Annotated in this window: 22 protein-coding genes and 1 pseudogene; 13 read left to right on the plus strand and 10 right to left on the minus strand. The window is 65.7% G+C overall.

Annotation, left to right across the window (positions count from 1 at the left end; genetic code table 11):
- Positions 1–16: 16 nt before the first annotated feature.
- A complete protein-coding gene (locus MYA_RS07975) occupies positions 17–1,255 on the minus strand; it encodes a pyridoxal phosphate-dependent aminotransferase (RefSeq protein WP_011885007.1) in 1,239 nt (412 codons plus the stop codon).
- A 316-nt stretch (positions 1,256–1,571) separates the two neighbouring features.
- Between MYA_RS07975 and MYA_RS07980 the strand changes: the two genes are divergently transcribed.
- The 9 genes from MYA_RS07980 to MYA_RS08020 all read left to right on the plus strand — a co-directional run bounded on the left by MYA_RS07980 (position 1,572) and on the right by MYA_RS08020 (position 9,983).
- A complete protein-coding gene (locus MYA_RS07980) occupies positions 1,572–1,946 on the plus strand; it encodes an Mth938-like domain-containing protein (protein WP_014723124.1) in 375 nt (124 codons plus the stop codon).
- 136 nt (positions 1,947–2,082) lie between these two features.
- A complete protein-coding gene (locus MYA_RS07985; protein WP_011885009.1) occupies positions 2,083–3,759 on the plus strand; it encodes a glycosyltransferase family 39 protein in 1,677 nt (558 codons plus the stop codon).
- Positions 3,760–3,772: 13 nt separating this feature from the next.
- Positions 3,773–4,144 carry an EamA family transporter gene (locus MYA_RS07990; protein WP_011352303.1) on the plus strand — a complete coding sequence of 124 codons (372 nt, stop codon included), beginning with the start codon at positions 3,773–3,775 and terminating at the stop codon, positions 4,142–4,144.
- Between the two features lie 158 nt (positions 4,145–4,302).
- On the plus strand, positions 4,303–5,454 hold the full coding sequence (locus MYA_RS07995) for a DegT/DnrJ/EryC1/StrS family aminotransferase (protein ID WP_034195391.1): 1,152 nt from the start codon (positions 4,303–4,305) through the stop codon (positions 5,452–5,454).
- 6 nt (positions 5,455–5,460) lie between these two features.
- Entirely contained in the window at positions 5,461–6,483 is a 1,023-nt protein-coding gene (locus MYA_RS08000) for a glycosyltransferase (RefSeq protein WP_011885011.1), read from the plus strand.
- Positions 6,480–7,427: a formyltransferase gene (locus MYA_RS08005; protein ID WP_011885012.1), complete on the plus strand. Its 948-nt coding sequence runs from the start codon at positions 6,480–6,482 to the stop codon at positions 7,425–7,427. Before MYA_RS08000 ends, MYA_RS08005 begins: the two co-directional genes overlap by 4 nt.
- The gene (locus MYA_RS08010) at positions 7,424–8,479 is read left to right on the plus strand and encodes a bifunctional UDP-4-keto-pentose/UDP-xylose synthase (RefSeq protein WP_011885013.1); all 1,056 of its coding nucleotides are present in this window, start codon (positions 7,424–7,426) and stop codon (positions 8,477–8,479) included. Before MYA_RS08005 ends, MYA_RS08010 begins: the two co-directional genes overlap by 4 nt.
- A 12-nt stretch (positions 8,480–8,491) precedes the next feature.
- Entirely contained in the window at positions 8,492–9,388 is an 897-nt protein-coding gene (locus MYA_RS08015) for a polysaccharide deacetylase family protein (RefSeq protein WP_011885014.1), read from the plus strand.
- 133 nt (positions 9,389–9,521) lie between these two features.
- Entirely contained in the window at positions 9,522–9,983 is a 462-nt protein-coding gene (locus MYA_RS08020; RefSeq protein ID WP_011885015.1) for a peroxiredoxin, read from the plus strand.
- 195 nt (positions 9,984–10,178) lie between these two features.
- On the opposite strand, the pseudogene MYA_RS32560 reads toward MYA_RS08020, so the two are convergent.
- Positions 10,179–10,420, minus strand: a pseudogene (locus MYA_RS32560) (hypothetical protein); the annotation flags it as partial.
- On the opposite strand from MYA_RS32560, the gene MYA_RS08025 reads away from it, so the two are divergent.
- Complete coding sequence (locus MYA_RS08025) at positions 10,316–12,133, plus strand: PhoH family protein (protein WP_011885016.1); 1,818 nt, start codon at positions 10,316–10,318, stop codon at positions 12,131–12,133. The pseudogene MYA_RS32560 and the gene MYA_RS08025 sit on opposite strands and share 105 nt — an antisense overlap.
- Before the next feature lie 233 nt (positions 12,134–12,366).
- Complete coding sequence (locus MYA_RS08030; RefSeq protein ID WP_011885017.1) at positions 12,367–13,407, plus strand: C40 family peptidase; 1,041 nt, start codon at positions 12,367–12,369, stop codon at positions 13,405–13,407.
- A gap of 104 nt (positions 13,408–13,511) precedes the next feature.
- Here MYA_RS08030 and MYA_RS08035 read toward each other — a convergent pair whose 3' ends face one another.
- The 8 genes from MYA_RS08035 to MYA_RS08070 form a co-directional block, all read right to left on the minus strand.
- Positions 13,512–14,522, minus strand: a complete 1,011-nt coding sequence (locus MYA_RS08035; protein WP_011885018.1) for an inorganic phosphate transporter — start codon at positions 14,520–14,522, stop codon at positions 13,512–13,514.
- A gap of 10 nt (positions 14,523–14,532) precedes the next feature.
- A complete protein-coding gene (locus MYA_RS08040) occupies positions 14,533–15,159 on the minus strand; it encodes a DUF47 domain-containing protein (RefSeq protein ID WP_011885019.1) in 627 nt (208 codons plus the stop codon).
- 138 nt (positions 15,160–15,297) lie between these two features.
- A complete protein-coding gene (locus MYA_RS08045; RefSeq protein WP_011885020.1) occupies positions 15,298–16,680 on the minus strand; it encodes a replicative DNA helicase in 1,383 nt (460 codons plus the stop codon).
- 135 nt (positions 16,681–16,815) lie between these two features.
- The gene (gene rplI / locus MYA_RS08050) at positions 16,816–17,268 is read right to left on the minus strand and encodes a 50S ribosomal protein L9 (RefSeq protein WP_011885021.1); all 453 of its coding nucleotides are present in this window, start codon (positions 17,266–17,268) and stop codon (positions 16,816–16,818) included.
- A gap of 27 nt (positions 17,269–17,295) precedes the next feature.
- Entirely contained in the window at positions 17,296–17,571 is a 276-nt protein-coding gene (rpsR, locus tag MYA_RS08055; protein ID WP_011885022.1) for a 30S ribosomal protein S18, read from the minus strand.
- 4 nt (positions 17,572–17,575) lie between these two features.
- Complete coding sequence (gene priB / locus MYA_RS08060; protein WP_011885023.1) at positions 17,576–17,875, minus strand: primosomal replication protein N; 300 nt, start codon at positions 17,873–17,875, stop codon at positions 17,576–17,578.
- Positions 17,876–17,915: 40 nt separating this feature from the next.
- On the minus strand, positions 17,916–18,290 hold the full coding sequence (gene rpsF / locus MYA_RS08065) for a 30S ribosomal protein S6 (RefSeq protein WP_006755436.1): 375 nt from the start codon (positions 18,288–18,290) through the stop codon (positions 17,916–17,918).
- A gap of 204 nt (positions 18,291–18,494) precedes the next feature.
- Positions 18,495–19,406, minus strand: a complete 912-nt coding sequence (locus MYA_RS08070; RefSeq protein WP_011885024.1) for a LysR family transcriptional regulator — start codon at positions 19,404–19,406, stop codon at positions 18,495–18,497.
- A gap of 192 nt (positions 19,407–19,598) precedes the next feature.
- Between MYA_RS08070 and gcl the strand changes: the two genes are divergently transcribed.
- Together gcl and hyi are read left to right on the plus strand one after the other, a co-directional pair.
- Positions 19,599–21,374 (plus strand): glyoxylate carboligase, encoded by a 1,776-nt coding sequence (gene gcl, locus MYA_RS08075; protein WP_014723128.1) that lies wholly within the window; start codon positions 19,599–19,601, stop codon positions 21,372–21,374.
- 44 nt (positions 21,375–21,418) lie between these two features.
- A complete protein-coding gene (hyi, locus tag MYA_RS08080) occupies positions 21,419–22,228 on the plus strand; it encodes a hydroxypyruvate isomerase (protein WP_034195369.1) in 810 nt (269 codons plus the stop codon).
- Positions 22,229–22,259 lie beyond the last annotated feature (31 nt).

Below are 22,259 nucleotides of genomic sequence, written 5' to 3' on the forward strand. Positions count from 1 at the left end.
CGAAAACCCGGCCCGCTCAGACCGAATGGCGCTTGCGGTAGCCGTCGAGGAAGCGCGCGATCCGGCTGATCGAATCGGCCAGATCGTCGAGGTTCGGCAGGAAAACCACGCGGAAGTGATCCGGCTGCGCCCAGTTGAAGCCCGTCCCCTGCACGAGCAGCACGCGCTCCTCGAGCAACAGGTCGAGGATGAACTGCTGATCGTTCTGGATCGGATACAGCTTCGGATCGAGCCGCGGGAACATGTACAGCGCGGCCTGCGGCTTCACGCAGGTCACGCCCGGAATCGACGTGAGCATGTCGTACGCGAGTTCGCGCTGCTTGTACAGGCGCCCGCTCGGCACGATCAGCTCGTTGATGCTCTGGTAGCCGCCGAGCGCGGTCTGGATCGCGAACTGCCCCGGCACGTTCGCGCACAGCCGCATCGACGACAGGATGCCGAGCCCCTCCAGATAGTCGTTCGCGCGCCGGCGGTTGTCGCCGCCGAGGCCCGACACGGACATCCAGCCCGCGCGGTAGCCGCACGAGCGATAGCTTTTCGACAGGCTGTTGAACGTGACGGTGATCACGTCCTCCGACAGCGAGCCGAGCGCCGTGTGTTCGAGGCCGTCGTAGACGATCTTGTCGTAGACCTCGTCGGCGAACACGATCAGCCCGTGCTGACGCGCGATCTCGAGCAGCTCGAGCAGCAATTCGTCGGAATACAGCGCGCCGGTCGGGTTGTTCGGGTTGATGACGACGAGCGCCTTGGTGTTCGGCGTGATCTTGCGACGGATGTCGTCGGGGTCGGGCATCCACGCGTTCTGCTCGTCGCACACGTAGTGCACGGGCGTGCCGCCCGACAGGCTCACGGCGGCCGTCCACAGCGGGTAGTCGGGCGCCGGCAGCAGCACCTCGTCGCCGTCGTTCAGCAACGCCTGGGTCGCCATCACGATCAGCTCGGATGCGCCGTTGCCGATGTAGATGTCGTCGAGGCCCACGCCGACCACGCCCTTTTGCTGCGTGTAGTGCATCACGGCCTTGCGCGCCGAGAACACGCCCTTCGAATCCGAATAGCCCGACGACGCGGGAAGGTTGCGGATCATGTCCTGGATGATCTCGTCCGGCGCGTCGAAACCGAACGGCGCGAGGTTGCCGATGTTCAGCTTGATGATACGGTGGCCTTCTTCCTCGAGGCGCTTCGCGTGCTCGAGCACCGGGCCACGGATGTCGTAGCAGACGTTGAGCAGCTTGTTCGACTTCTGAATCGGTTTCACGACGACACGGTTCCTGGGTTGGCCTTGCGGCCGAGGGGACGGGATCAAAACTGGAAAGCGGCCGGTCTGTGCGCGCTGTCTAGACTGGGAAAAAGCGGGCGGCTGGACGCAGCTTGTGGCGACGCTCGACGCAAGTGGCGCCCGGGGGCGACCAAAAAGTTATAATTTAGCGGATTTTGGCCGACTTTCGCAATGCACCATGGCCGCTGCGGGCCCGCGCCGTCGGGCGTCCCGCATGCGCGCCGCGCGAAATCGGCCGCGCGGGCCCGTGCGGCCCGCGCCAGACCTTCCCTCCACGGAACCGCGGAACACCGATTTGAAACTGCACCAGGACACGAGCGGCGCGCTCAACACCGTCACCGGCTACGGCCCCGATTATGTCGACGTCAACCTCCAACGCCACGAGGGCAGCGTCATCGTATTGCCCGGCGCGCCGGTGCGCGACTGGCCCGTGGCGTCGTTCGACGCACTCGCGCCCGAGCATTTCGCGATGCTGCTCGAGCCCGCGCCCGAGCTGGTGATCTTCGGCAGCGGCGCCCGGCTGCGCTTTCCGCACCCGCGCCTGGTGGCCGCGCTCACGGCCGAGCGGATCGGCGTGGAGACGATGGATTTCCAGGCCGCCTGCCGCACCTACAACATCCTGATGGCCGAGGGCCGTAAAGTCGCCGCCGCGCTCTTAATTGAACGTTAATCGTCAATGCGGTAAAACACGGGCCGGCGCGTCGGGTCGATCCCCGCTCGCCCGCCGGGCCGACCGACCGGCGGGCGGCCCGCCGCCGGCGCCACCCGTCCGGCGGTCCATACAACAACCAACAGGCTGAAAACCCATGAACGATACGCCCGCAAGGCTACCGCTCAATCGCATCACGCTCGTCCTCCTGCTCGTCGCGCTCGCGATCGTCTGGTTCGCGCCGCTCGGGCTGCGCCACCTGATCCCGAGCGACGAGGGCCGCTACGCGGAGATGGCGCGCGAAATGTTCGTCACCGGCGACTGGATCACGCCGCGCTACAACGGCTACAAATATTTCGAGAAGCCGCCGCTGCAGACCTGGCTGAACGCGCTGACGTTCGCGTGGTTCGGCATCGGCGAATGGCAGGCGCGTCTCTACACCGGCCTCGCCAGCTTCGCCGGCGTGCTGCTGGTCGGCTACACCGGCGCGCGCCTGTTCAATCCGCTGTCGGGCCTGCTCGCGGCCGTCGTGCTCGCCTGCTCGCCGTACTGGAACCTGATGGGCCACTTCAACGCGCTCGACATGGGGCTCGCGTTCTGGATGGCGCTGTCGCTGTGCGCGCTGCTGCTCGCGCAGCGGCCGGGCCTGCGCGCCGGCTCGGTGCGCGGCTGGATGTGGGTCTGCTGGGCCGCGATGGCGTTCGCGGTGCTGTCCAAGGGGCTCGTCGGCCTGATCCTGCCCGGCGCGGTGCTGGTGCTGTATACGCTGATCGCCCGCGACTGGGCGCTGTGGAAGCGGCTGTACCTGGTGAGCGGCCTCGTGATCTTCTTCGCGATCGTCACGCCGTGGTTCGTGCTGGTCCAGCAGCGCAACCCCGAGTTCTTCAACTTCTTCTTCGTCGTCCAGCAGTTCCGCCGCTACCTGACGCCCGAGCAGAACCGCCCGGGGCCGTTCTACTACTTCGTGCCGGTGCTGCTCGTCGGGTTCCTGCCGTGGCTGTCGGTCGCCTGGCAGAGCATCCGCCACGCGCTGCGCATGCCGCGCCAGCCGAACGGCTTCTCGCCGATGCTCGTGCTGCTGGTCTGGAGCGCGTTCATCTTCCTGTTCTTCAGCGCCTCGCATTCGAAGCTGATCTCGTACGTGCTGCCGATCGCACCGTCGCTCGCGCTGATCATCGGCGCCTACCTGCCGCTGATGAGCGCCGAGCGGTTCCGCCGGCACCTGCTCGGCTACCTCGTGTTCCTGGTCGCCGCGGCGTTCGGGATCATCGCGCTCGCGTACCAGGGCGACGCACGCACGCCGAACGCACTGTACCGCGCCTTCCAGATGTGGCTGTACGCGGGCCTCGCGGTGGCCGCCGCGCTGACGCTCGCCGCCGCGTGGCTGAACCGGCGCGCCGGCGTGGCCGCCGCGATCACCGCGTTCGGCGCCGCGTGGCTCGCGTTCGGCACGATCGGCGGCACCGGTCACGACGAATTCGGCCGCTACAGCTCGGGTGCGCTGCTCGCGCCGGCCGTGCGCGCCGAACTCGCGAAGCTGCCGCCGGACACGCCGTTCTACTCGATCGAGATGCTCGATCACACGTTCCCGTTCTACGTCGGCCACACGACGATCATGGTCCAGCGCAAGGACGAGCTCGGCTTCGGCATTTCGGTCGAACCGGACAAATGGATCCCGACCGTCGGCCAGTGGATCGAACGCTGGAAACAGGAAACCCACGCGCTCGCGATCATGCCGCCCGACCAGTACGACGCGCTCGCCCGGCAAGGCGTGCCGATGCGCGTGATCGCGCGCGACAACCGCCGCGTGATCGTCGAGAAACCGCAATCCTAAGGACGTCCGTCGCATGAATCCCGTTTCGTTCGTCTGCATCATCACCGGCGTGATGCTCAATGCATGCGCCCAGCTGTTGCTGAAAGCCGGCGTCAACGCCGTTGGACACTTCGAATTCAGCCGTGCGAACATCATCCCCGTCGGGCTGAAGATCGCGACCCAGTTGCCGATCATCGGCGGCCTCGGCTGCTATGTGCTCAGCGTGGTCGTATGGATCGTCGGGCTGTCGCGGGTCGACGTGTCGATCGCGTACCCGATGCTGTCGCTCGGCTACGTCGTCAACGCGTTCGCCGCGTGGTATCTGTTCGGCGAAGTGCTGTCGGTCCAGCGGCTCGTCGGCATCGGCATCATCCTGATCGGCGTGCTCGTGCTCGCGCGCAGCTGACCGTGCGCGGCGGGCGTTGCGTGTCCTGTGTGCCAGATGTGCATTAAGCGCCCGCCTACAAAAAATCACGGTACGAATCCGACAACCGGTGTTTAATGCCGGTTTCGGACCGGATCGCCCGACCCCTTTATTACACGCCATTACAGGCCAACGCGTTCATGAGCCAGACTACCGCTCCGTTCCTGCCGTTCACCCGCCCCGAAATCGACGAGGAAACCATTCAGGGCGTCGTCGAAGTGCTGCGCTCGGGCTGGATCACCACCGGCCCGCAGAACCAGAAGTTCGAGGCCGCGCTGTCCGAGTACTGCGGCGGCCGTCCGGTGCGCGCGTTCAACTCCGGCACCTGCACGCTCGAGATCGGCCTGCGCATCGCGGGCGTCGGCCCTGGCGACGAGGTGATCACCACGCCCGCCACGTGGGTGTCGACCAGCAACGTGATTATCGAAACCGGCGCGACGCCCGTGTTCGCCGACATCGATCCGGTCACGCGCAACATCGACCTCGACAAGCTCGAACAGGCGATCACGCCGCGCACGAAGGCGATCATCCCGGTCTACCTGTCCGGCCTGCCGGTCGACATGGACCGCCTGTACGCGATCGCCCGCGCGCACGACCTGCGCGTGATCGAAGACGCCGCGCAGGCGCTCGGCTCGACGTGGAAAGGCCAGCGCATCGGCGCGATCGGCGACATCGTGTCGTTCAGCTTCCACGCGAACAAGAACCTGACGACGATCGAAGGCGGCGCACTCGTGCTGAACGATGAGGACGAGGCGGCGCTCGCGCAGAAGTACCGGCTGCAGGGCATCACGCGCACCGGCTTCGACGGCATGGACTGCGACGTGCTCGGCGGCAAGTACAACCTGACCGACGTCGCCGCGCGCGTCGGCCTCGGTCAGCTGCCGCACCTCGAACGCTTCACCGCGCAGCGCCGGGCGCTCGCGCGCGCGTATTTCGCCGCGCTCGACGGCGGTGCGGCCGTGAAGCTCGGGCTCGGCCTGCCGGTCGCCGACTTCGAGAACAGCAACTGGCACATGTTCCAGGTCACGCTGCCGCTCGAGCGGCTGTCGCTCTCGCGCGCCGATTTCATGGCGCAGATGAAGGAGCGCGGCATCGGCACCGGCGTCCACTATCCGGCCATCCATCTTTTCACGCTGTATCGTGCGCGCGGCTTCAAGGAGGGCATGTTCCCCCACGCCGAACGGTACGGCGCCTCGACCGTCACGCTGCCGCTGTTCACGCAGATGACGGAAGACGACGTGCGTCGCGTGGCCGACGCCATCAATCAGATTTGCGAACAATACGGAAAGTAAGCGTACATGAATCACCTTGAAGCACGCGCCGGGCATCCGGGCGCCGCGCCCCCGGAGGTATCGGTCATCATCCCCGTGTACAACGAGGAAGACGGCCTGGACGCGCTGTTCGCGCGGCTCTACCCGGCACTCGACGCACTCGGCACGTCGTACGAAGTGATCCTGATCAACGACGGCAGCCGCGACCGCTCGGCCGCGATGCTGGCCGACCAGTTCCACGTGCGTCCCGACACGACGCGCGTCGTGCTGCTCAACGGCAACTACGGCCAGCACATGGCGATCCTCGCGGGCTTCGCGCAGTCGCGCGGCGACATCGTGATCACGCTCGACGCCGACCTGCAGAATCCGCCCGAGGAGATCGGCAAGCTGATCACGAAGATGCGCGAGGGCTACGACTACGTCGGCTCGATCCGCAAGCAGCGCCAGGACAGCCTGTGGCGGCGCAAGGCGTCGCGGGTGATGAACCGGCTGCGCGAGCGCATCACGCGGATCAAGATGACCGACCAGGGCTGCATGCTGCGCGCGTATAGCCGCCGCATCATCGACACCATCAACGTGTGCGGCGAAGTCAACACGTTCATCCCGGCGCTCGCCTATACGTTCGCGCAGAACCCGACCGAAATCGAGGTCGCGCACGAGGAGCGCTTCGCGGGCCAGTCGAAATACTCGCTGTACAGCCTGATCCGGCTGAACTTCGATCTCGTCACCGGCTTCTCGGTCGTGCCGCTGCAGTGGCTGTCGTTCATCGGCGTGATCCTGTCGCTCGGCTCCGCGGCGCTGTTCGTGCTGCTGCTGGTGCGCCGCTTCATCGTCGGCGCGGAAGTGCAAGGCGTGTTCACGCTGTTCGCGATCACGTTCTTCCTGCTCGGCGTGATCCTGTTCGCGCTCGGCCTGCTCGGCGAATACATCGGCCGCATCTACCAGCAGGTGCGCGCACGGCCGCGCTATCTGGTCCAGGCCGTGCTCGAACAGCACGACGGCGTGCCCGCGGTGCCGGCCGCCGCCGACCGTACGGGAGCCGCACGATGAAGCCGCGCGCCGTCGTGTTCGCGTATCACAACGTCGGCGTGCGCTGCCTGCAGGTGCTGCTGGCGCGCGGCGTCGACGTCGCGCTCGTCGTCACGCACGAAGACAACCCGAGCGAGAACATCTGGTTCGGCAGCGTCGCGTCCGTCGCCGCCGAACACGGCATCCCGGTCGTCACGCCGGCCGATCCGTCCGACCCCGCGCTGCGTCGCGCGGTGTCGGATGCGCGCCCCGATTTCATCTTCTCGTTCTACTACCGCCACATGCTGCCGGTGGACCTGCTCGCGATCGCGCCGCGCGGCGCGTACAACATGCACGGTTCGCTGCTGCCGAAATACCGCGGCCGCGTGCCGACCAACTGGGCCGTGCTGAACGGCGAAACGGAAACCGGCGCGACGCTGCACGAGATGGCCGCGAAGCCCGACGCCGGCGCGATCCTCGGCCAGACGGCCGTGCCGATCCTGCCCGACGACACGGCCGCGCAGGTGTTCGACAAGGTCACGGTCGCCGCCGAGCAGACGCTCTGGCGCGTGCTGCCCGCGCTGCTGGCCGGCGACGCGCCGCACCTGCCGAACGATCTCGCGAGCGGCAGCTACTACGGCGGACGCAAGCCGGAGGACGGCCGCATCGACTGGTCGAAGCCGGCCGCGCAGGTCTACAACCTCGTGCGCGCCGTCGCGCCGCCTTATCCGGGCGCGTTCACCGACGTCGGCGGCACGCGCTTCGTGATCGCGCGCGCGCGCCTCGCGGCGCCCGGCAGCGCCGCCGCGACGGCCGCGGCGAATTTGCCCGCCGGCCTGCACGTAAGCGATAATGCGCTATTCGGCGTCTGCGGCGACAGCCGCGCCCTATCCATTCTCGAGCTGTGGCAGCAGCGCGACGGCAGCGAAACCGTCGTGACGCCGGCCGAATTCGCGCAGTTCATTCATTCTTCCCGTCATTCATGAAAGCAAAAAAAGTCCTGATCCTGGGTGTGAACGGCTTCATCGGCCATCACCTGTCGAAGCGCATTCTTGAAACCACCGATTGGGAAGTGTTCGGCATGGACATGCAGACCGACCGGCTGGGCGACCTCGTCAACCACGAGCGGATGCATTTCTTCGAAGGCGACATCACGATCAACAAGGAGTGGGTCGAGTATCACGTGAAGAAGTGCGACGTGATCCTGCCGCTGGTCGCGATCGCGACGCCCGCCACCTACGTGAAGCAGCCGCTGCGCGTGTTCGAGCTCGACTTCGAGGCGAACCTGCCGATCGTGCGTTCGGCCGTCAAGTACGGCAAGCACCTCGTGTTTCCGTCGACCTCCGAGGTCTACGGCATGTGCTCGGACGAGCAGTTCGATCCGGACGCATCGGCGCTCACCTACGGCCCGATCAACAAACCGCGCTGGATCTACGCGTGCTCGAAGCAGCTGATGGACCGCGTGATCTGGGGCTACGGGATGGAAGGCCTGAACTTCACGCTGTTCCGTCCGTTCAACTGGATCGGCCCGGGCCTCGACTCGATCTACACGCCGAAGGAAGGCAGCTCGCGCGTGGTCACGCAGTTCCTCGGCCACATCGTGCGCGGCGAGAACATCAGCCTCGTCGACGGCGGCTCGCAAAAGCGCGCGTTCACCGACATCGACGACGGCATCAGCGCGCTGATGAAGATCATCGAGAACAAGGGCGGCGTCGCGTCGGGCAAGATCTACAACATCGGCAATCCGCACAACAACTTCTCGGTTCGCGAGCTCGCGCACAAGATGCTCGAACTGGCGGCGGAATTCCCCGAGTACGCCGATTCGGCCAAGCAGGTGAAGCTCGTCGAGACGACCTCGGGCGCGTACTACGGCAACGGCTACCAGGACGTGCAGAACCGCGTGCCGAAGATCGACAACACGATGCAGGAGCTCGCGTGGGCGCCGCAATCGACGTTCGACGACGCGCTGCGCAAGATCTTCGAAGCGTATCGCGGCCATGTCGCCGACGCGCGCGCGCTGGTCGAGCAGCAGCACTGACGGGACGCACGCTTGGCTCGCATCGTCCTCAAGATCGACGTCGACACGCTGCGCGGCACGCGCGAAGGCGTGCCGAATCTCGCGCGCATCTTCGACCGCTTCAGTGCGCGCGCAACCTTCCTGTTCAGCCTCGGCCCCGATCATACGGGCTGGGCGCTGCGGCGCGTGTTCCGGCCGGGCTTCCTGCAGAAGGTGTCGCGTACGTCGGTGGTCGAGCACTACGGCGTGAAGCAGCTGATGTACGGCGTGCTGCTGCCGGGCCCCGACATCGGCCGCCGTGCGATCGCCGACATGCGCGCGATCCACGAGGCCGGCTTCGAGTGCGGGATCCATACGTGGGATCACGTGTATTGGCAAGACAACGTGCGCGTGCGCGATCGCCACTGGACCACGCGTGAAATGCAGAAGAGCCACGCGCGCTTCGTCGACATCTTCGGTGCGCCGCCCGTCACGCACGGCGCGGCCGGCTGGCAGATGAACGACGCGGCATTCGAGCAGATCGACGCATGGGGGATGCACTATGCGTCCGATGGTCGCGGCCATTCGCCGTATCTGCCGGTGGTGGGCGGCCGCACGCTGTCGCACGTGCAGATGCCCACCACGCTGCCGACGCTCGACGAGGTGCTCGGCATCGACGGCATCGACACGCACAACGTCGCCGCGCATCTGCTGAAGTTCACCGAGACCAATCCGCACGATCAGGTGTTCACGCTGCATGCGGAACTCGAAGGCCAGAAACTCGCGCCGGTGTTCGAGCAACTGCTCGCCGGCTGGCGTGCGCAGGGCCACACGTTTGCGACGATGGGCGATTACCACGCAACGCTGGACCGCGACTCGCTGCCATCGTACCCTGTCGCGTGGGGTGAGATCCCCGGCCGCTCCGGCGAACTGATCGTCCAGCCCGACTGAGTTCGCGCGCGCCGGCCCAGCCGGCGCTGTCGTTTCGGCTTGCCGTTTCGGCTCGCCGCTTCGGCGTGCCGCCGCGACACCCCGCCGAACGCGCCGCCCGAGCGGCGCCTTTCCATAACAACAGGAGAAACACGTGTCCGTCGAAGTTGACCGTCAAGTTCCCGATTTCACCGCACCCGCGACGGGCGGCGACATTTCGCTGTCCGGCCTCAAGGGCCGCAAGCTCGTCCTGTATTTCTATCCGAAAGACAACACGCCGGGCTGCACGACCGAAGGCCTGCAGTTCCGCGATCTCTATCCGAAGTTCACGAAGGCCGGCGCGGAAGTGATCGGCGTGTCGCGCGACAGCCTGCGCTCGCATGACAACTTCAAGGCGAAACTCGAGCTGCCGTTCCCGCTGATTTCGGATGCCGACGAAGCGCTGTGCACGCTGTTCGATGTCATCAAGATGAAGAAAATGTATGGCAAGGAAGTACGCGGCATCGAGCGCTCGACGTTCCTGATCGACGCCGACGGCGTGCTTCGCCAGGCATGGCGCGGCATCAAGGTACCCGGTCACGTGGACGACGTGCTAAGTGCTGTACAAGCGCTTTGAGGCGCGTTATATTGGGCCGCAATGAATGCCAGTTCGCCCCATATTTCTCGTAGCTGCGCCGGTGTCCGTTGCGACGCTTTCCGGCATCTGACGCGCATCACGACGGTATCAGCCGAGCCGCATGTCCCTGTCGACGGGGCAGCGGCTTTTTTTATGGATTGCGCGCCGGGCCTCGGTCCGGCCGGCACCCCGTGAAGGAGTTGATCGACACTTAGGCGAACCGGCTAGACGAAATTCCTGTGCGCCACCGCGCGCAAACTGCATGCGTCTACGTCACGCAGGATGCGATCAGCGGCGCACTTCATGCGACACGATTCCTCCCGAGGGACACCATGCCTTTGCCTACCCCCCCCAGCAAGCTCGGCAGCCTGCTGCCGCCCGACGAATACAAGGCGAAAGCGCGGCCCGCGAAAGCCGCGAAGAAATCCGCCGAAGGGGACGCATCCACAGCCGGTGACTACGGCCCGGCCAGCGTGGCCCAACCGATGACCGAAGCCGCGAATACGGCCGCGCCGCTGCGCGCCGTCGCGGCGCCGGCGCAGGAAACCGCGAGCGCGCCCGCACGCGGTCGCAGGACCAAACAGACCGCGGCGCTGTTGCAGCCGCTCCAGCCGCCCGCCGAACCCGCCGCACCGGCCTCCCCCGCTCCGGTCGTCGCACGCGACGACAAGCCGGCCGCCGGCAAACCGGCCGCCGCGCCCGCGCGCGATGCCGGCGCGGCGCCGAAGTCGCGCAGCCGCAAGCCGGCCGAGGTCGAACAGCAGAAGCTGTTCGTGCTCGACACCAACGTGCTGATGCACGACCCGAGCAGCCTGTTCCGTTTCGAGGAACACGACGTCTATCTGCCGATGATGACGCTCGAGGAACTCGACAACCACAAGAAGGGGATGTCCGAAGTCGCGCGCAACGCGCGCCAAGTCAGCCGCACGCTCGACGCGCTGGTCGCCGACGGCGGCCCGATCTCGGCTGGCATTCCGTTGTCGCGACTCGGCAGCCGCGAGGCGCTCGGCCGCCTGTACTTCCAGACCAGGCTGGCCGACATCGCTCCGGTCGAAGGGCTGCCGGCGGGCAAGGCGGACAACCAGATCCTCGGCGTCGTGCGCGCGCTGCAGCGCGACCGGCCGGACCGTCAGGTCGTGCTGGTGTCGAAAGACATCAACATGCGGATCAAGGCGCATGCGCTCGGCCTGCCCGCGGAAGACTACTTCAACGACCAGGTACTCGAGGACAAGGATCTCCTCTATAACGGCGTGCGCGAGTTGCCGCAGGACTTCTGGACCAAGCACGCGAAGGGGATGGAGAGCTGGCAGGACACGAAGACGGGCACCACCTACTACCGCGTGACGGGCCCGCTCGTCGCGTCGATGCTCGTCAACGAGTTCGTCTATCTCGAGCCGCAGAACGGCGAGCCGACGTTCCACGCGATCGTGCGCGAGCTGAACGGCAAGACGGCGCTATTGCAGACGCTGCGCGACTACAGCCATCACAAGAACAACGTGTGGGGCATCACCGCGCGCAACCGCGAGCAGAACTTTGCGCTGAACCTGTTGATGAATCCCGAGATCGACTTCGTCACGCTGCTCGGCCAGGCCGGCACCGGCAAGACGCTCGTCGCGCTCGCGGCCGGCCTCGCGCAGGTGCTCGACGACAAGCGCTACAACGAGATCATCGTCACGCGCGCGACGGTGCCCGTCGGCGAGGACATCGGTTTCCTGCCCGGTACCGAGGAAGAGAAGATGCAGCCGTGGATGGGCGCATTCGACGACAACCTCGAAGTGCTGCAGAAGACCGACGACGCGGCCGGCGAATGGGGCCGTGCGGCCACGCAGGAGCTGATCCGTTCGCGCTTGAAGGTGAAGAGCATGAACTTCATGCGCGGGCGCACCTTCGTCGACAAGTACCTGATCATCGACGAAGCGCAGAACCTGACGCCGAAGCAGATGAAGACGCTCGTGACGCGCGCGGGCCCCGGCACGAAGATCGTGTGCCTCGGCAACATCGCGCAGATCGACACGCCCTACCTCACCGAAGGCAGCTCGGGCCTGACCTACGTCGTCGACCGCTTCAAGGGCTGGGGCCACAGCGGCCACGTGACGCTCGCGCGCGGCGAACGCTCGCGGCTCGCCGACTACGCGTCGGACATCCTGTAACGCGATACGCCCGACGTTCTGCCGGGCCTCGACCTGCTGCGGCGCTCCGGTTCGGAGCGCCGTTTTTATTTCAGGGTCGAAAGCATTCGCGCGCCTGCGTCGCGAAACGCGTGACTTACGCGCGAAACTTCAAGTAAATTCTCACGAATGGTTGCGTGAGGCCCGTGGGACCGTCTACCATCGGGTGTGTCTGTCGTCATACGATTCGCGCGCAGCGCGCTCGTCACCTTGTCATGCTTCGAATCTGGGTTCCCGTCGCCGTCGTCTCACTGCTCGCGGCCTGCTCCAGCGTGCCGCCGCAGTCCGCATCGCGCAGCGCGGGCATGAAGATCACGACACCGCGCGCGTTCCCCGCTCCGGCCAATTTCCCGAATTTCGTCGATCACAGCGTCGGCCAGGAAGAAATCTCGATCCAGGCGATGAGCCTCGTCGGCGTTCCGTACCGCTGGGGCGGCAACACGCCGACCAGCGGCTTCGACTGCAGCGGCCTCGTGCGCTACGTGCTGGGCCGCGCGGCCGACGTGAACCTGCCGCGCACGACCGCCGACATGAGCAGCCGCGGCGCGTCGATCGACCCCGACCAGATCGCGCCGGGCGACCTGATCTTCTTCAACACGACCGGCCGGCCGCACTCGCACGTCGGCATCTACGTCGGCAAGCTGCGCTTCGTCAATGCGCCGTCGACGGGCGGCACCGTGCGGCTCGACTACCTGACCAACCCGTACTGGGCGAAGCGCTTCGACGGCATTCGCCGCGTCGCCCCGCCGCGCGGCACGCCGACGCCGTTCGATGCCCCGACCTACGAGGCACGGCGCGATGCGCCGGCCGCGAGCACCGCGCCGGTCGTCGCGGCCGCGGCAGTGCGGCGGCCTGCCTATGCTTCGTCGCCGGCTCGTGCGACGGCGCAGGCTGCTGTGCCGGCCGTATCGACGACGACGGCCGCCGCAGCCGCTCCGTACGAACCGCCGCCGCGCATGTCGGCGCCGGTCTCCTCCGCGGGCGGCGACACGATGGCCATGACGCCGGCTTTGCCGCCTATCGGCCCATCATCCGAAGAAGTCGGCACGCAGATCCCGACGACGGCGCTAACGGCCGCGCAGGCGGCCGCGTTCGATGCGGAACCGCCGTCCGCGATGCCTGCCCCGAACTCGCCGGGCAGCGCCGAGCCGATGCAAGTGCAGGTGTTGCGTGCATCGACGCAAGCGGCGCCGGTCAGCCCGCGCACCAGCACCGCCGACGATCCGATCGCCCGCTTCGCGAACGGCAGCTACTGAGTCATTGCGGCGCAGCGCCGCATTCCGTACACCGCAAAAGAAAATGCGCCGCAACCTTTCGGTTAGCGGCGCATGGTTCTTATGCGACCCGGGCGGCGTCGCGATCAGAAGATCTGGTGCCCGACCCACCATCCGCCGGCCGCGATCAGCGCGGACGCCGGGATCGTCAGCACCCAGGCCCATACGATGTTGCCGGCCACACCCCAGCGCACGGCCGACAGCTTCTGCGTCGCGCCGACACCGACGATCGCGCCGGTGATCGTATGCGTGGTCGATACCGGAATGCCGAGGAACGACGCGATGAACAGCGTGATCGCCCCGCCGCTCTCCGCGCAGAAGCCGCCGACCGGCTTGAGCTTCGTGATCTTCTGGCCCATCGTGCGCACGATGCGCCAGCCGCCGAACAGCGTGCCGAGACCCATCGACAGATAGCATGCGCCGATCACCCACACGGGCGGCGCATCCGACGTCGCCGACGCATAGCCGGTCGCGATCAGCAGCATCCAGATGATGCCGATCGTCTTCTGGGCGTCGTTACCGCCGTGGCCGAGGCTGTAGAGGCCGGCCGACAGCAACTGGAGCCGCCGGAAGCGCCGGTCGACCTTGCTTGGCGCGGTACGGAAATACAGCCACGACACGCCGAGCATGAACAGCGAGCCGAGGATGAAGCCGAGCAGCGGCGAGATGAAGATGAACGCGACGGTCTTCATCAGGCCGTCGATGTTCAGCGCGCTCCAGCCGGACTTCGCGAGCGCCGAGCCGACGAGGCCGCCGATCAGCGCGTGCGACGAGCTCGACGGAATCCCGTAGTACCAGGTGATCACGTTCCATCCGATCGCGCCGACCAGCGCACCGAACACGACGTAGTGGTCGACGATTTCCGGGTCGATCGTACCTTTGCCGACCGTCTGCGCGACCTTCAGGTGGAAGATGAAATAGGCGATGACGTTGAACGCGGCCGCGAACACCACGGCCTGTTGCGGCTTCAGCACCCCGGTGGACACGACGGTGGCGATCGAGTTCGCCGCGTCGTGGAAGCCGTTCATGAAGTCGAATACGAGCGCGACGAGCACCAGCGTCGCGACCATCCATAGGGCGAGTTGTATCGAATGCATCGTGATCCGCTCAGGCGTTTTCCAGCACGATGCCTTCGATGATGTTCGCGACGTCCTCGCACTTGTCGGTGATCTCTTCGAGCAGCTCGTAGATCGCCTTCAGCTTGATGAGCGTCTTCACGTCGTCTTCCTCGCGGAACAGCTTCGACATCGCCGAGCGCAGCACGCGATCGGCCTCCGACTCCCAGCGGTCGATTTCCTCGCACTGCTTGAGGATCTGCGCCGACTGCTTCATGTCGGACAGCAGCCCGACGGCCTGTTGCACGTGTTGCGCCGATTGCGTGACGATGTGCGCGAGCTGGCTCGCCTCGGAGGTGACGGACTGCACGTCGTACAGCGACACGGCCGTCGCGACGTCTTCCATCAGGTCGAGGATGTCGTCCATCGTCGTGATCAGCTTGTGGATCTCGTCGCGATCGAGCGGCGTGATGAAGGTCTTGTGCAGCAGATCGATCGCTTCGTGCGTGAGCTTGTCAGCGGCCTTCTCGGCGGTCTGCACGTTTTGCTTGTGAATCTCGGCGTCGGCGAGATTGTCGATCAGCAGTTCGAGTTCGCGGCCACCGGAAACGATGTGCTTCGCGTGCGCGTTGAAGAGTTCAAAGAACTTGCCCTCGGTGGGCATGAATCGACCGAACATGGGATTCCTGAGAGATTGTCAAACTACTGTCACGAAAACGGGCGACATTGTACCGTTTTCGGTTGCGACGCGACGCGTGCACATGCACGCGCCGGGATTGGATACAACGTTTGGCGATTTAGGACTTTACAAGCGGCGTCACTCGCCGTAGAAGTTCTGCGCTCCCGCAAAGTTGTCGAACTTCGTGTATTGACCCAGGAACGTGAGCCGAACAGGGCCGATCGGACCGTTACGCTGCTTGCCGATGATGATCTCGGCCGTGCCTTTGTCCGGGCTGTCCGGATTGTAGACCTCGTCGCGGTAAATGAACAGGATCACGTCCGCATCCTGTTCGATTGCACCCGATTCGCGCAAATCCGACATCACCGGGCGCTTGTTCGGCCGCTGTTCGAGACCGCGGTTCAGCTGCGACAGCGCGATCACCGGCACGTCGAGTTCCTTGGCGAGGCTCTTCAGCGACCGCGAGATTTCCGAGATTTCGGTCGCGCGGTTTTCGCCCTGCGACGAACCCGACATCAGCTGCAGGTAGTCGACGATGATCAGCCCGAGCTTGCCGCACTGCCGCGCGAGACGCCGCGCGCGCGAGCGCAATTCCATCGGGTTCAGGCCGCCCGTCTCGTCGATGAAAAGCTGCGCCTCACTCATCTTCTGCACCGCGTGGGTGAGCTTCGGCCAGTCCTCGTCGGTCAGCCGGCCGGTACGCATCCGGTGCTGGTCGAGCCGGCCGATCGAGCCGAGCATCCGCATCACGAGCTGGGTGCCCGGCATTTCCATCGAGAACACCGCGACCGGCAAGCCGTACTCGACCGCGACGTATTCGCCGATGTTCATCGAAAACGCGGTCTTGCCCATCGACGGGCGCCCCGCGACGATGATCAGCTCGCCGCCGTGCATCCCGGACGTCATCCGGTCGAGGTCGACGAAGCCCGTCGGCGTGCCGGTGACGTCGCTCGGGTTCGCGGTGTGATACAGCGTGTCGATCCGCTCGACGACCTGCGTGAGCAGCGGGCCGATCTCGAGAAAGCCCTGATTGCCGCGCGCGCCCTCTTCGGCGATCGAGAACACCTTCGACTCGGCCTCGTCGAGCAGCTGGCGGACTTCCTTGCCCTGCGGATTGAATGCGTCGGCCGAGATTTCGTCGGCGACCGACACGAGCCGGCGCAGCACCGCGCGGTCGCGCACGATTTCCGCGTAGCGCCGGATGTTCGCGGCGCTCGGCGTGTTCTGCGCGAGTGCGTTCAGGTAGGCGAGCCCGCCGACGTCTTCGGCCTTGCCGGACGTGGTCAGCGCTTCGTATACGGTCACGACGTCGGCCGGGCGCGTGGCCGCGATCAGCCGGCCGATGTGCTCGTAGATGATCCGGTGGTCGTAGCGATAGAAGTCGCCCTGCGACAGGAAGTCGGCGATCCGGTCCCATGCCGCGTTGTCGAGCAACAGGCCGCCGAGCACCGATTGCTCGGCTTCCACCGAATGCGGCGGGACTTTCAGCGATTCGATTTGGGGATCTTGCGGCGCGTTCATGGGTTGGGATTATCGCGAATAGATCGCAGCGGCGCTACGGGTTGCCGGCAATCGGCAAAAAAAAGGCAGGCCCCGGTTGCCCGGGCGCCTGCCCTTGTCCGGACGGCGGAAGCCGCCCGGCAAGCTTGCGTACGCTTATGCGTGGTCGCCGATCACGTTGATCGTGACGTCGACGACGACGTCCGTATGCAGCGCGACTTGAACGACGTGCTCGCCGATCATCTTCAGCGGGCCTTCCGGCATGCGAACTTGCAGCTTCTCGACTTCGAAACCTGCCTTCTTCAGCAGTTCCGCGACGTCGCCGTTCGTGACCGAGCCGAACAGACGGCCGTCGACGCCCGACTTCTGCGTGACTTCGAACGCTTGGCCGTTCAGCTTCTCGCCGACTGCCTGCGATGCCGCCAGCTTTTCAGCGGCGATCTTTTCGAGTTCGGCGCGGCGAACTTCGAATTCGGCGATCGCTTCCTTCGTTGCACGGCGAGCCTTGCGGTTCGGGATCAGGAAGTTGCGAGCGTAACCGTCCTTGACCTTGACGATATCGCCGAGGTTGCCCAGATTGGCGACTTTTTCCAACAGAATGATTTGCATTCGAATTCTCCTTATTGCGTCGCCTGATTACGCCTTGTGCTGATCGGTGTACGGCAGCAGCGCGAGGAAACGCGCACGCTTGATTGCCGTATCCAGCTGACGCTGATAGTGCGCCTTCGTACCCGTCAGACGAGCCGGCGTGATCTTGCCGTTTTCGCCGATGAAGTCCTTCAGCGTTTCCGTGTCCTTGTAGTCGATCTGATCGACGCCTGCAGCCGTGAAGCGGCAGAACTTCTTGCGCTTGAAGAGCGGGTTTTGTTGCTGACGACGCTTGTCGAATTTCTTACCAGTCGGGCGGGCCATGATTTCAGTCCTTTCCTATGTCCTGCAATGCAGTGATGTGAAACACCAAGGTTCTCGCGTTGCGGCTCTTTTTTGCCAGGAAGCCCGTGAACAGCGTCTCGACGCCCATTTCACGACTTTCCAGCTTGCCGCTCGCCTCACCGGCCGCCACCGCTTCGATCGTCATGTCGACCTGACGGGGAATGCCTGCTTCGACGACCTCCGTGCGGTGATGCAACGTGGCGCTTGCGATCGGAACACCTGCCGGCGTATATCGCACCGGTGCGCGTTCGACGACGCTCGCCGTCAATTGCAACCTGTTCACGTGAGGGGCGCGCTCCTTGATGGCTTAATGAGTGACGAACTTAAGCCTGCGCTTCGGTCGGCTGAGCTGCAGCCGCCTTCTTGGCTTCTTCGCGCTGAACTTCCTTCATCATCGGCGACGGGCCGGTTTCGGCCTTCTTCATCTTGACGATGAGGTGGCGCAGCACGGCGTCGTTGAACTTGAACGCGTGTTCGAGTTCGTCGAGCGTCGTCTGGTCGCACTCGATGTTCATGCAGACGTAGTGAGCCTTCGCGAGTTTCTCGATCATGTAGGCCAGCTGGCGACGGCCCCAGTCTTCGACACGGTGGATCTGGCCGCCGTGCGTCGTGATCGTGGTCTTGTAACGCTCGATCATCGCGGGCACTTGCTCGCTCTGATCCGGGTGCACGATGAATACGATTTCGTAATGACGCATTACACACTCCTTGTGGATTGAAGCCACCCGGGCGTCTGAACCGGTGTGGCAAGTGAGAAGCCGAAGATTCTAACCCGGATACGGGCCGCATGCAACACCGACCCAGCTTTTCCCGGCAGATTCGGCCGTGTTTTCAACGACTTGAATCGTCCGGACCGTCGGCGCGGGCCTTCGCGCGCTCCGGAGACGACGGCGCGGCGGCGCTCACGGCGGGCTGCTCCAGTAGCCGGGGCGCGCGTAAGCGTCGCGCAGGTAGTCGATGAAGTAGCGCACGCGCGCCGGCACGTAGCGTTGCTGCGGATAGACGGCGAGGATGTCGTAGTCGGGCAGCGCGTATTCGTCGAGCACCGTTTCCAGTTCGCCCGTTTCGAGCTGCGCGGCGATTTCCCAGGTCGAGCGCCAGCCGAGCCCGAGACTCTCCGCGACCCAGCGATGCAGCAGCTCGCCGTCGTTGCAGTCGAGATTGCCGGTCACGCGCATCGTCACGATCTTGCCGTGGCGCTGGAAGTACCAGCCGCGGTTCTGGCCGCCCTGCAGGTTGAACGCGAGGCAGTTGTGCCGCAGCAGATCGTCGAGCGACTTCGGCCGGCCGTGCTTGCGGAAATACGCGGGCGTGCCGCACACCACACGCCGGTTCGACGCGAGCTTCACCGCGACGAAGTTCGGATCCACCGAGCCGCCGATCCGGATCGACAGGTCGTAGCCTTCGCGCACGAGATCGACCACGCGATCGGTCAGGTTGAACGACAGCTGCATGTCGGGCTTGTCGGCGAGGAAGCCGGGCGCGTGCGGCGCCACGTGCTTGCGGCCGAACGCGGCCGGCGCCGACACGATCAGGTGCCCGCTGACCGCGCGCCGCCCCGCGGCCAGCTCGTTCTCCGCCTGGTCCCATTCGGACAGCAGCCCGCGGCAGCGCTCGAGAAACGCGGCGCCCTCCTCGCTGACCACCAGCCGCCGCGTCGAGCGGTACATCAGCTTCACGCCGAGGCGCCGTTCGAGCGCGTCGATGCGCCGCCCGAGCACCACCGGCGACACGCCTTCCTCGAGCGCGGCCGCGGCCAGGCTGCCGGCGTCGGCCACGCGCACGAACGTCTCGATCTGCTTGAAACGATCCATTTTTCGTCTCCATCGCGGCTGCGACACGGCCGGAAGCGGCCGAGAAGCCGCCGGGAAGCCCCGTCCGGCCGCGATTCCATACTTTTAGTTTCGAAATAAGCGACTCCGGCTGATCTTATCAAACCTTTCCTGCATCCCTAAAGTGCCTCCAACAGACCGATTCGCCAGATCCGTACATTCAAGGAGACATGCATGGCCAAGATGAGAGCCGTCGACGCCGCCGTACTGGTGCTCGAGAAAGAAGGCATCCAGACCGCGTTCGGCGTGCCGGGCGCCGCGATCAACCCGTTCTACTCGGCGCTGCGCAAGTCGGGCGGCATCAGCCACGTGCTGGCGCGCCACGTCGAGGGCGCGTCGCACATGGCCGAAGGCTATACGCGCGCCGCAGCCGGCAATATCGGCGTCTGCATCGGCACGTCGGGCCCGGCCGGCACCGACATGATCACCGGCCTGTACTCCGCGTCGGCCGATTCGATTCCGATCCTCGCGATCACCGGCCAGGCGCCGCGCGCGCGGCTGTACAAGGAAGACTTCCAGGCCGTCGACATCGAATCGATCGCCAAGCCCGTCACCAAATGGGCCGTCACCGTGCGCGAGCCGGCGCTGGTGCCGCGCGTGTTCCAGCAGGCCTTCCACCTGATGCGCTCGGGGCGTCCGGGCCCGGTGCTGGTGGACCTGCCGATCGACGTCCAGCTCGCCGAGATCGAATTCGACATCGACACCTACGAGCCGCTGCCGGTGTACAAGCCCGCGGCGACCCGCGCGCAGATCGAGCGCGCGCTCGCGATGCTCAACGACGCCGACCGGCCGCTGATCGTGTCGGGCGGCGGCGTGATCAACGCGGCCGCGGAAGACCTGCTGGTCCGTTTCGCCGAAACGGTCGGCGTGCCGGTGATCCCGACGCTGATGTCGTGGGGCGCGATTGCCGACGACCACCCGCTGATGGCCGGCATGGTCGGCCTGCAGACGTCGCACCGCTACGGCAACGCGACGATGCTCGCGGCGGACTTCGTGCTCGGCATCGGCAACCGCTGGGCGAATCGCCACACGGGCAGCGTCGAGGTCTACACGAAGGGCCGCAGGTTCGTGCACGTCGACATCGAGCCGACGCAGATCGGCCGCGTGTTCGGCCCCGATCTCGGCATCGTGTCCGATGCGAAGGCCGCGCTCGAGCTGTTCGTCGCCGTCGCGCAGGAATGGAAGGCGGCCGGCAAGCTGAAGGACCGCAGCGCGTGGGTGTCGGACTGCCAGGCGCGCAAGCGCTCGCTGCAGCGCAAGACGCACTTCGACGACGTGCCGGTCAAGCCGCAGCGCGTGTACGAGGAGATGAACAAGGTGTTCGGCCGCGATACCTGCTACGTCAGCACGATCGGCCTGTCGCAGATCGCGGCCGCGCAGTTCCTGCACGTGTTCAAGGCGCGCAACTGGATCAACTGCGGCCAGGCCGGGCCGCTCGGCTGGACGATTCCGGCCGCGCTCGGCGTGCGCGCGGCCGACCCGAGCCGTCCGATCGTCGCGCTGTCCGGCGACTACGACTTCCAGTTCATGATCGAAGAGCTCGCCGCCGGCGCGCAGTTCAAGCTGCCGTACGTGCACGTCGTCGTGAACAACTCGTATCTGGGGCTGATCCGTCAGGCGCAGCGCGCATTCGACATGGACTACTGCGTGCAGCTCGCGTTCGACAACGTGAATGCGCCGGAGCTGAACGGCTATGGCGTCGATCACGTCGCGGTGGCCGAAGGGCTCGGCTGCAAGGCGCTGCGCGTGTTCAAGCCGGAACAGATCGCGCCGGCGCTGAAGCAGGCGCAAGCGCTCGCGAACGAGTTCAGCGTGCCGGTGATCGTCGAGGTGATCCTCGAGCGCGTGACCAACATCTCGATGGGCGCCGAAATCGATGCGATCAACGAGTTCGAGGACCTCGCCGAGAAGGCCGAGCACGCGCCGACCGCGATCTCGATGCTCGACTGACCCGCAGGCAATCCGCTCACCGACCGACCAAAGAGGCTTAGCTCATGCCGAAGTTCGCTGCAAACCTGACCATGCTGTTCAACGAAGTGCCGTTCCTCGATCGCTTCGCCGCCGCCGCGGATGCCGGCTTCGACGCCGTCGAATTCCTGTTCCCGTACCCGTACGCGAAGGAGGAACTGGCCGAGCGGCTCGACGCGCACGGGCTGCGCGTCGTGCTGCACAACCTGCCCGCCGGCAACTGGGATCAGGGCGAGCGCGGGATCGCGTGCCTGCCCGATCGCGTCGGCGAATTCCAGGACGGCGTCGGCCGCGCGATCGAATATGCGAAGGCGCTGAAGGTGCCGCAGCTGAACTGCCTGGTCGGCATTCCGTCGGCCAGCACGGCACGCGACCAGACGTTCGTCACGATGGTCGACAACCTGCGCTTCGCGGCCGATGCGCTCCGGCGCGAAGGCATCCGCCTGCTCGTCGAGCCGTGCAACCGCTTCGACATCCCGGGCTTCGCGCTGAACCGCTCGTCGGAAGGGCTCGACGTGATCCGCGCGGTCGGCTCCGACAACCTGTTCCTGCAGTACGACATCTATCACATGCAGCGCATGGAAGGCGAACTGGCCGCGACGATCGAACGCAACCTCGCGTCGATCGGCCACGTCCAGCTCGCCGACAACCCGGGCCGCAACGAACCGGGCACGGGCGAGATCAACTACGCGTTCCTGTTCGCGCTGCTCGACCGGCTCGGTTACGACGGCTACGTCGGCTGCGAATACAAACCCCGCACCACCACGACGGAAGGGCTCGGCTGGCTGCAACACGTCGCCGGCCGCGCACCGCGCGCGGCGCGCCGCGCAGCCTGACGCCCGCCGTTCCGTTCCGCCCTAGCAAGGA

It is taken from the genome of Burkholderia sp. KJ006 (genome assembly GCF_000262695.1).
GTDB classification, from domain to species: Bacteria; Pseudomonadota; Gammaproteobacteria; order Burkholderiales; family Burkholderiaceae; genus Burkholderia; species Burkholderia vietnamiensis.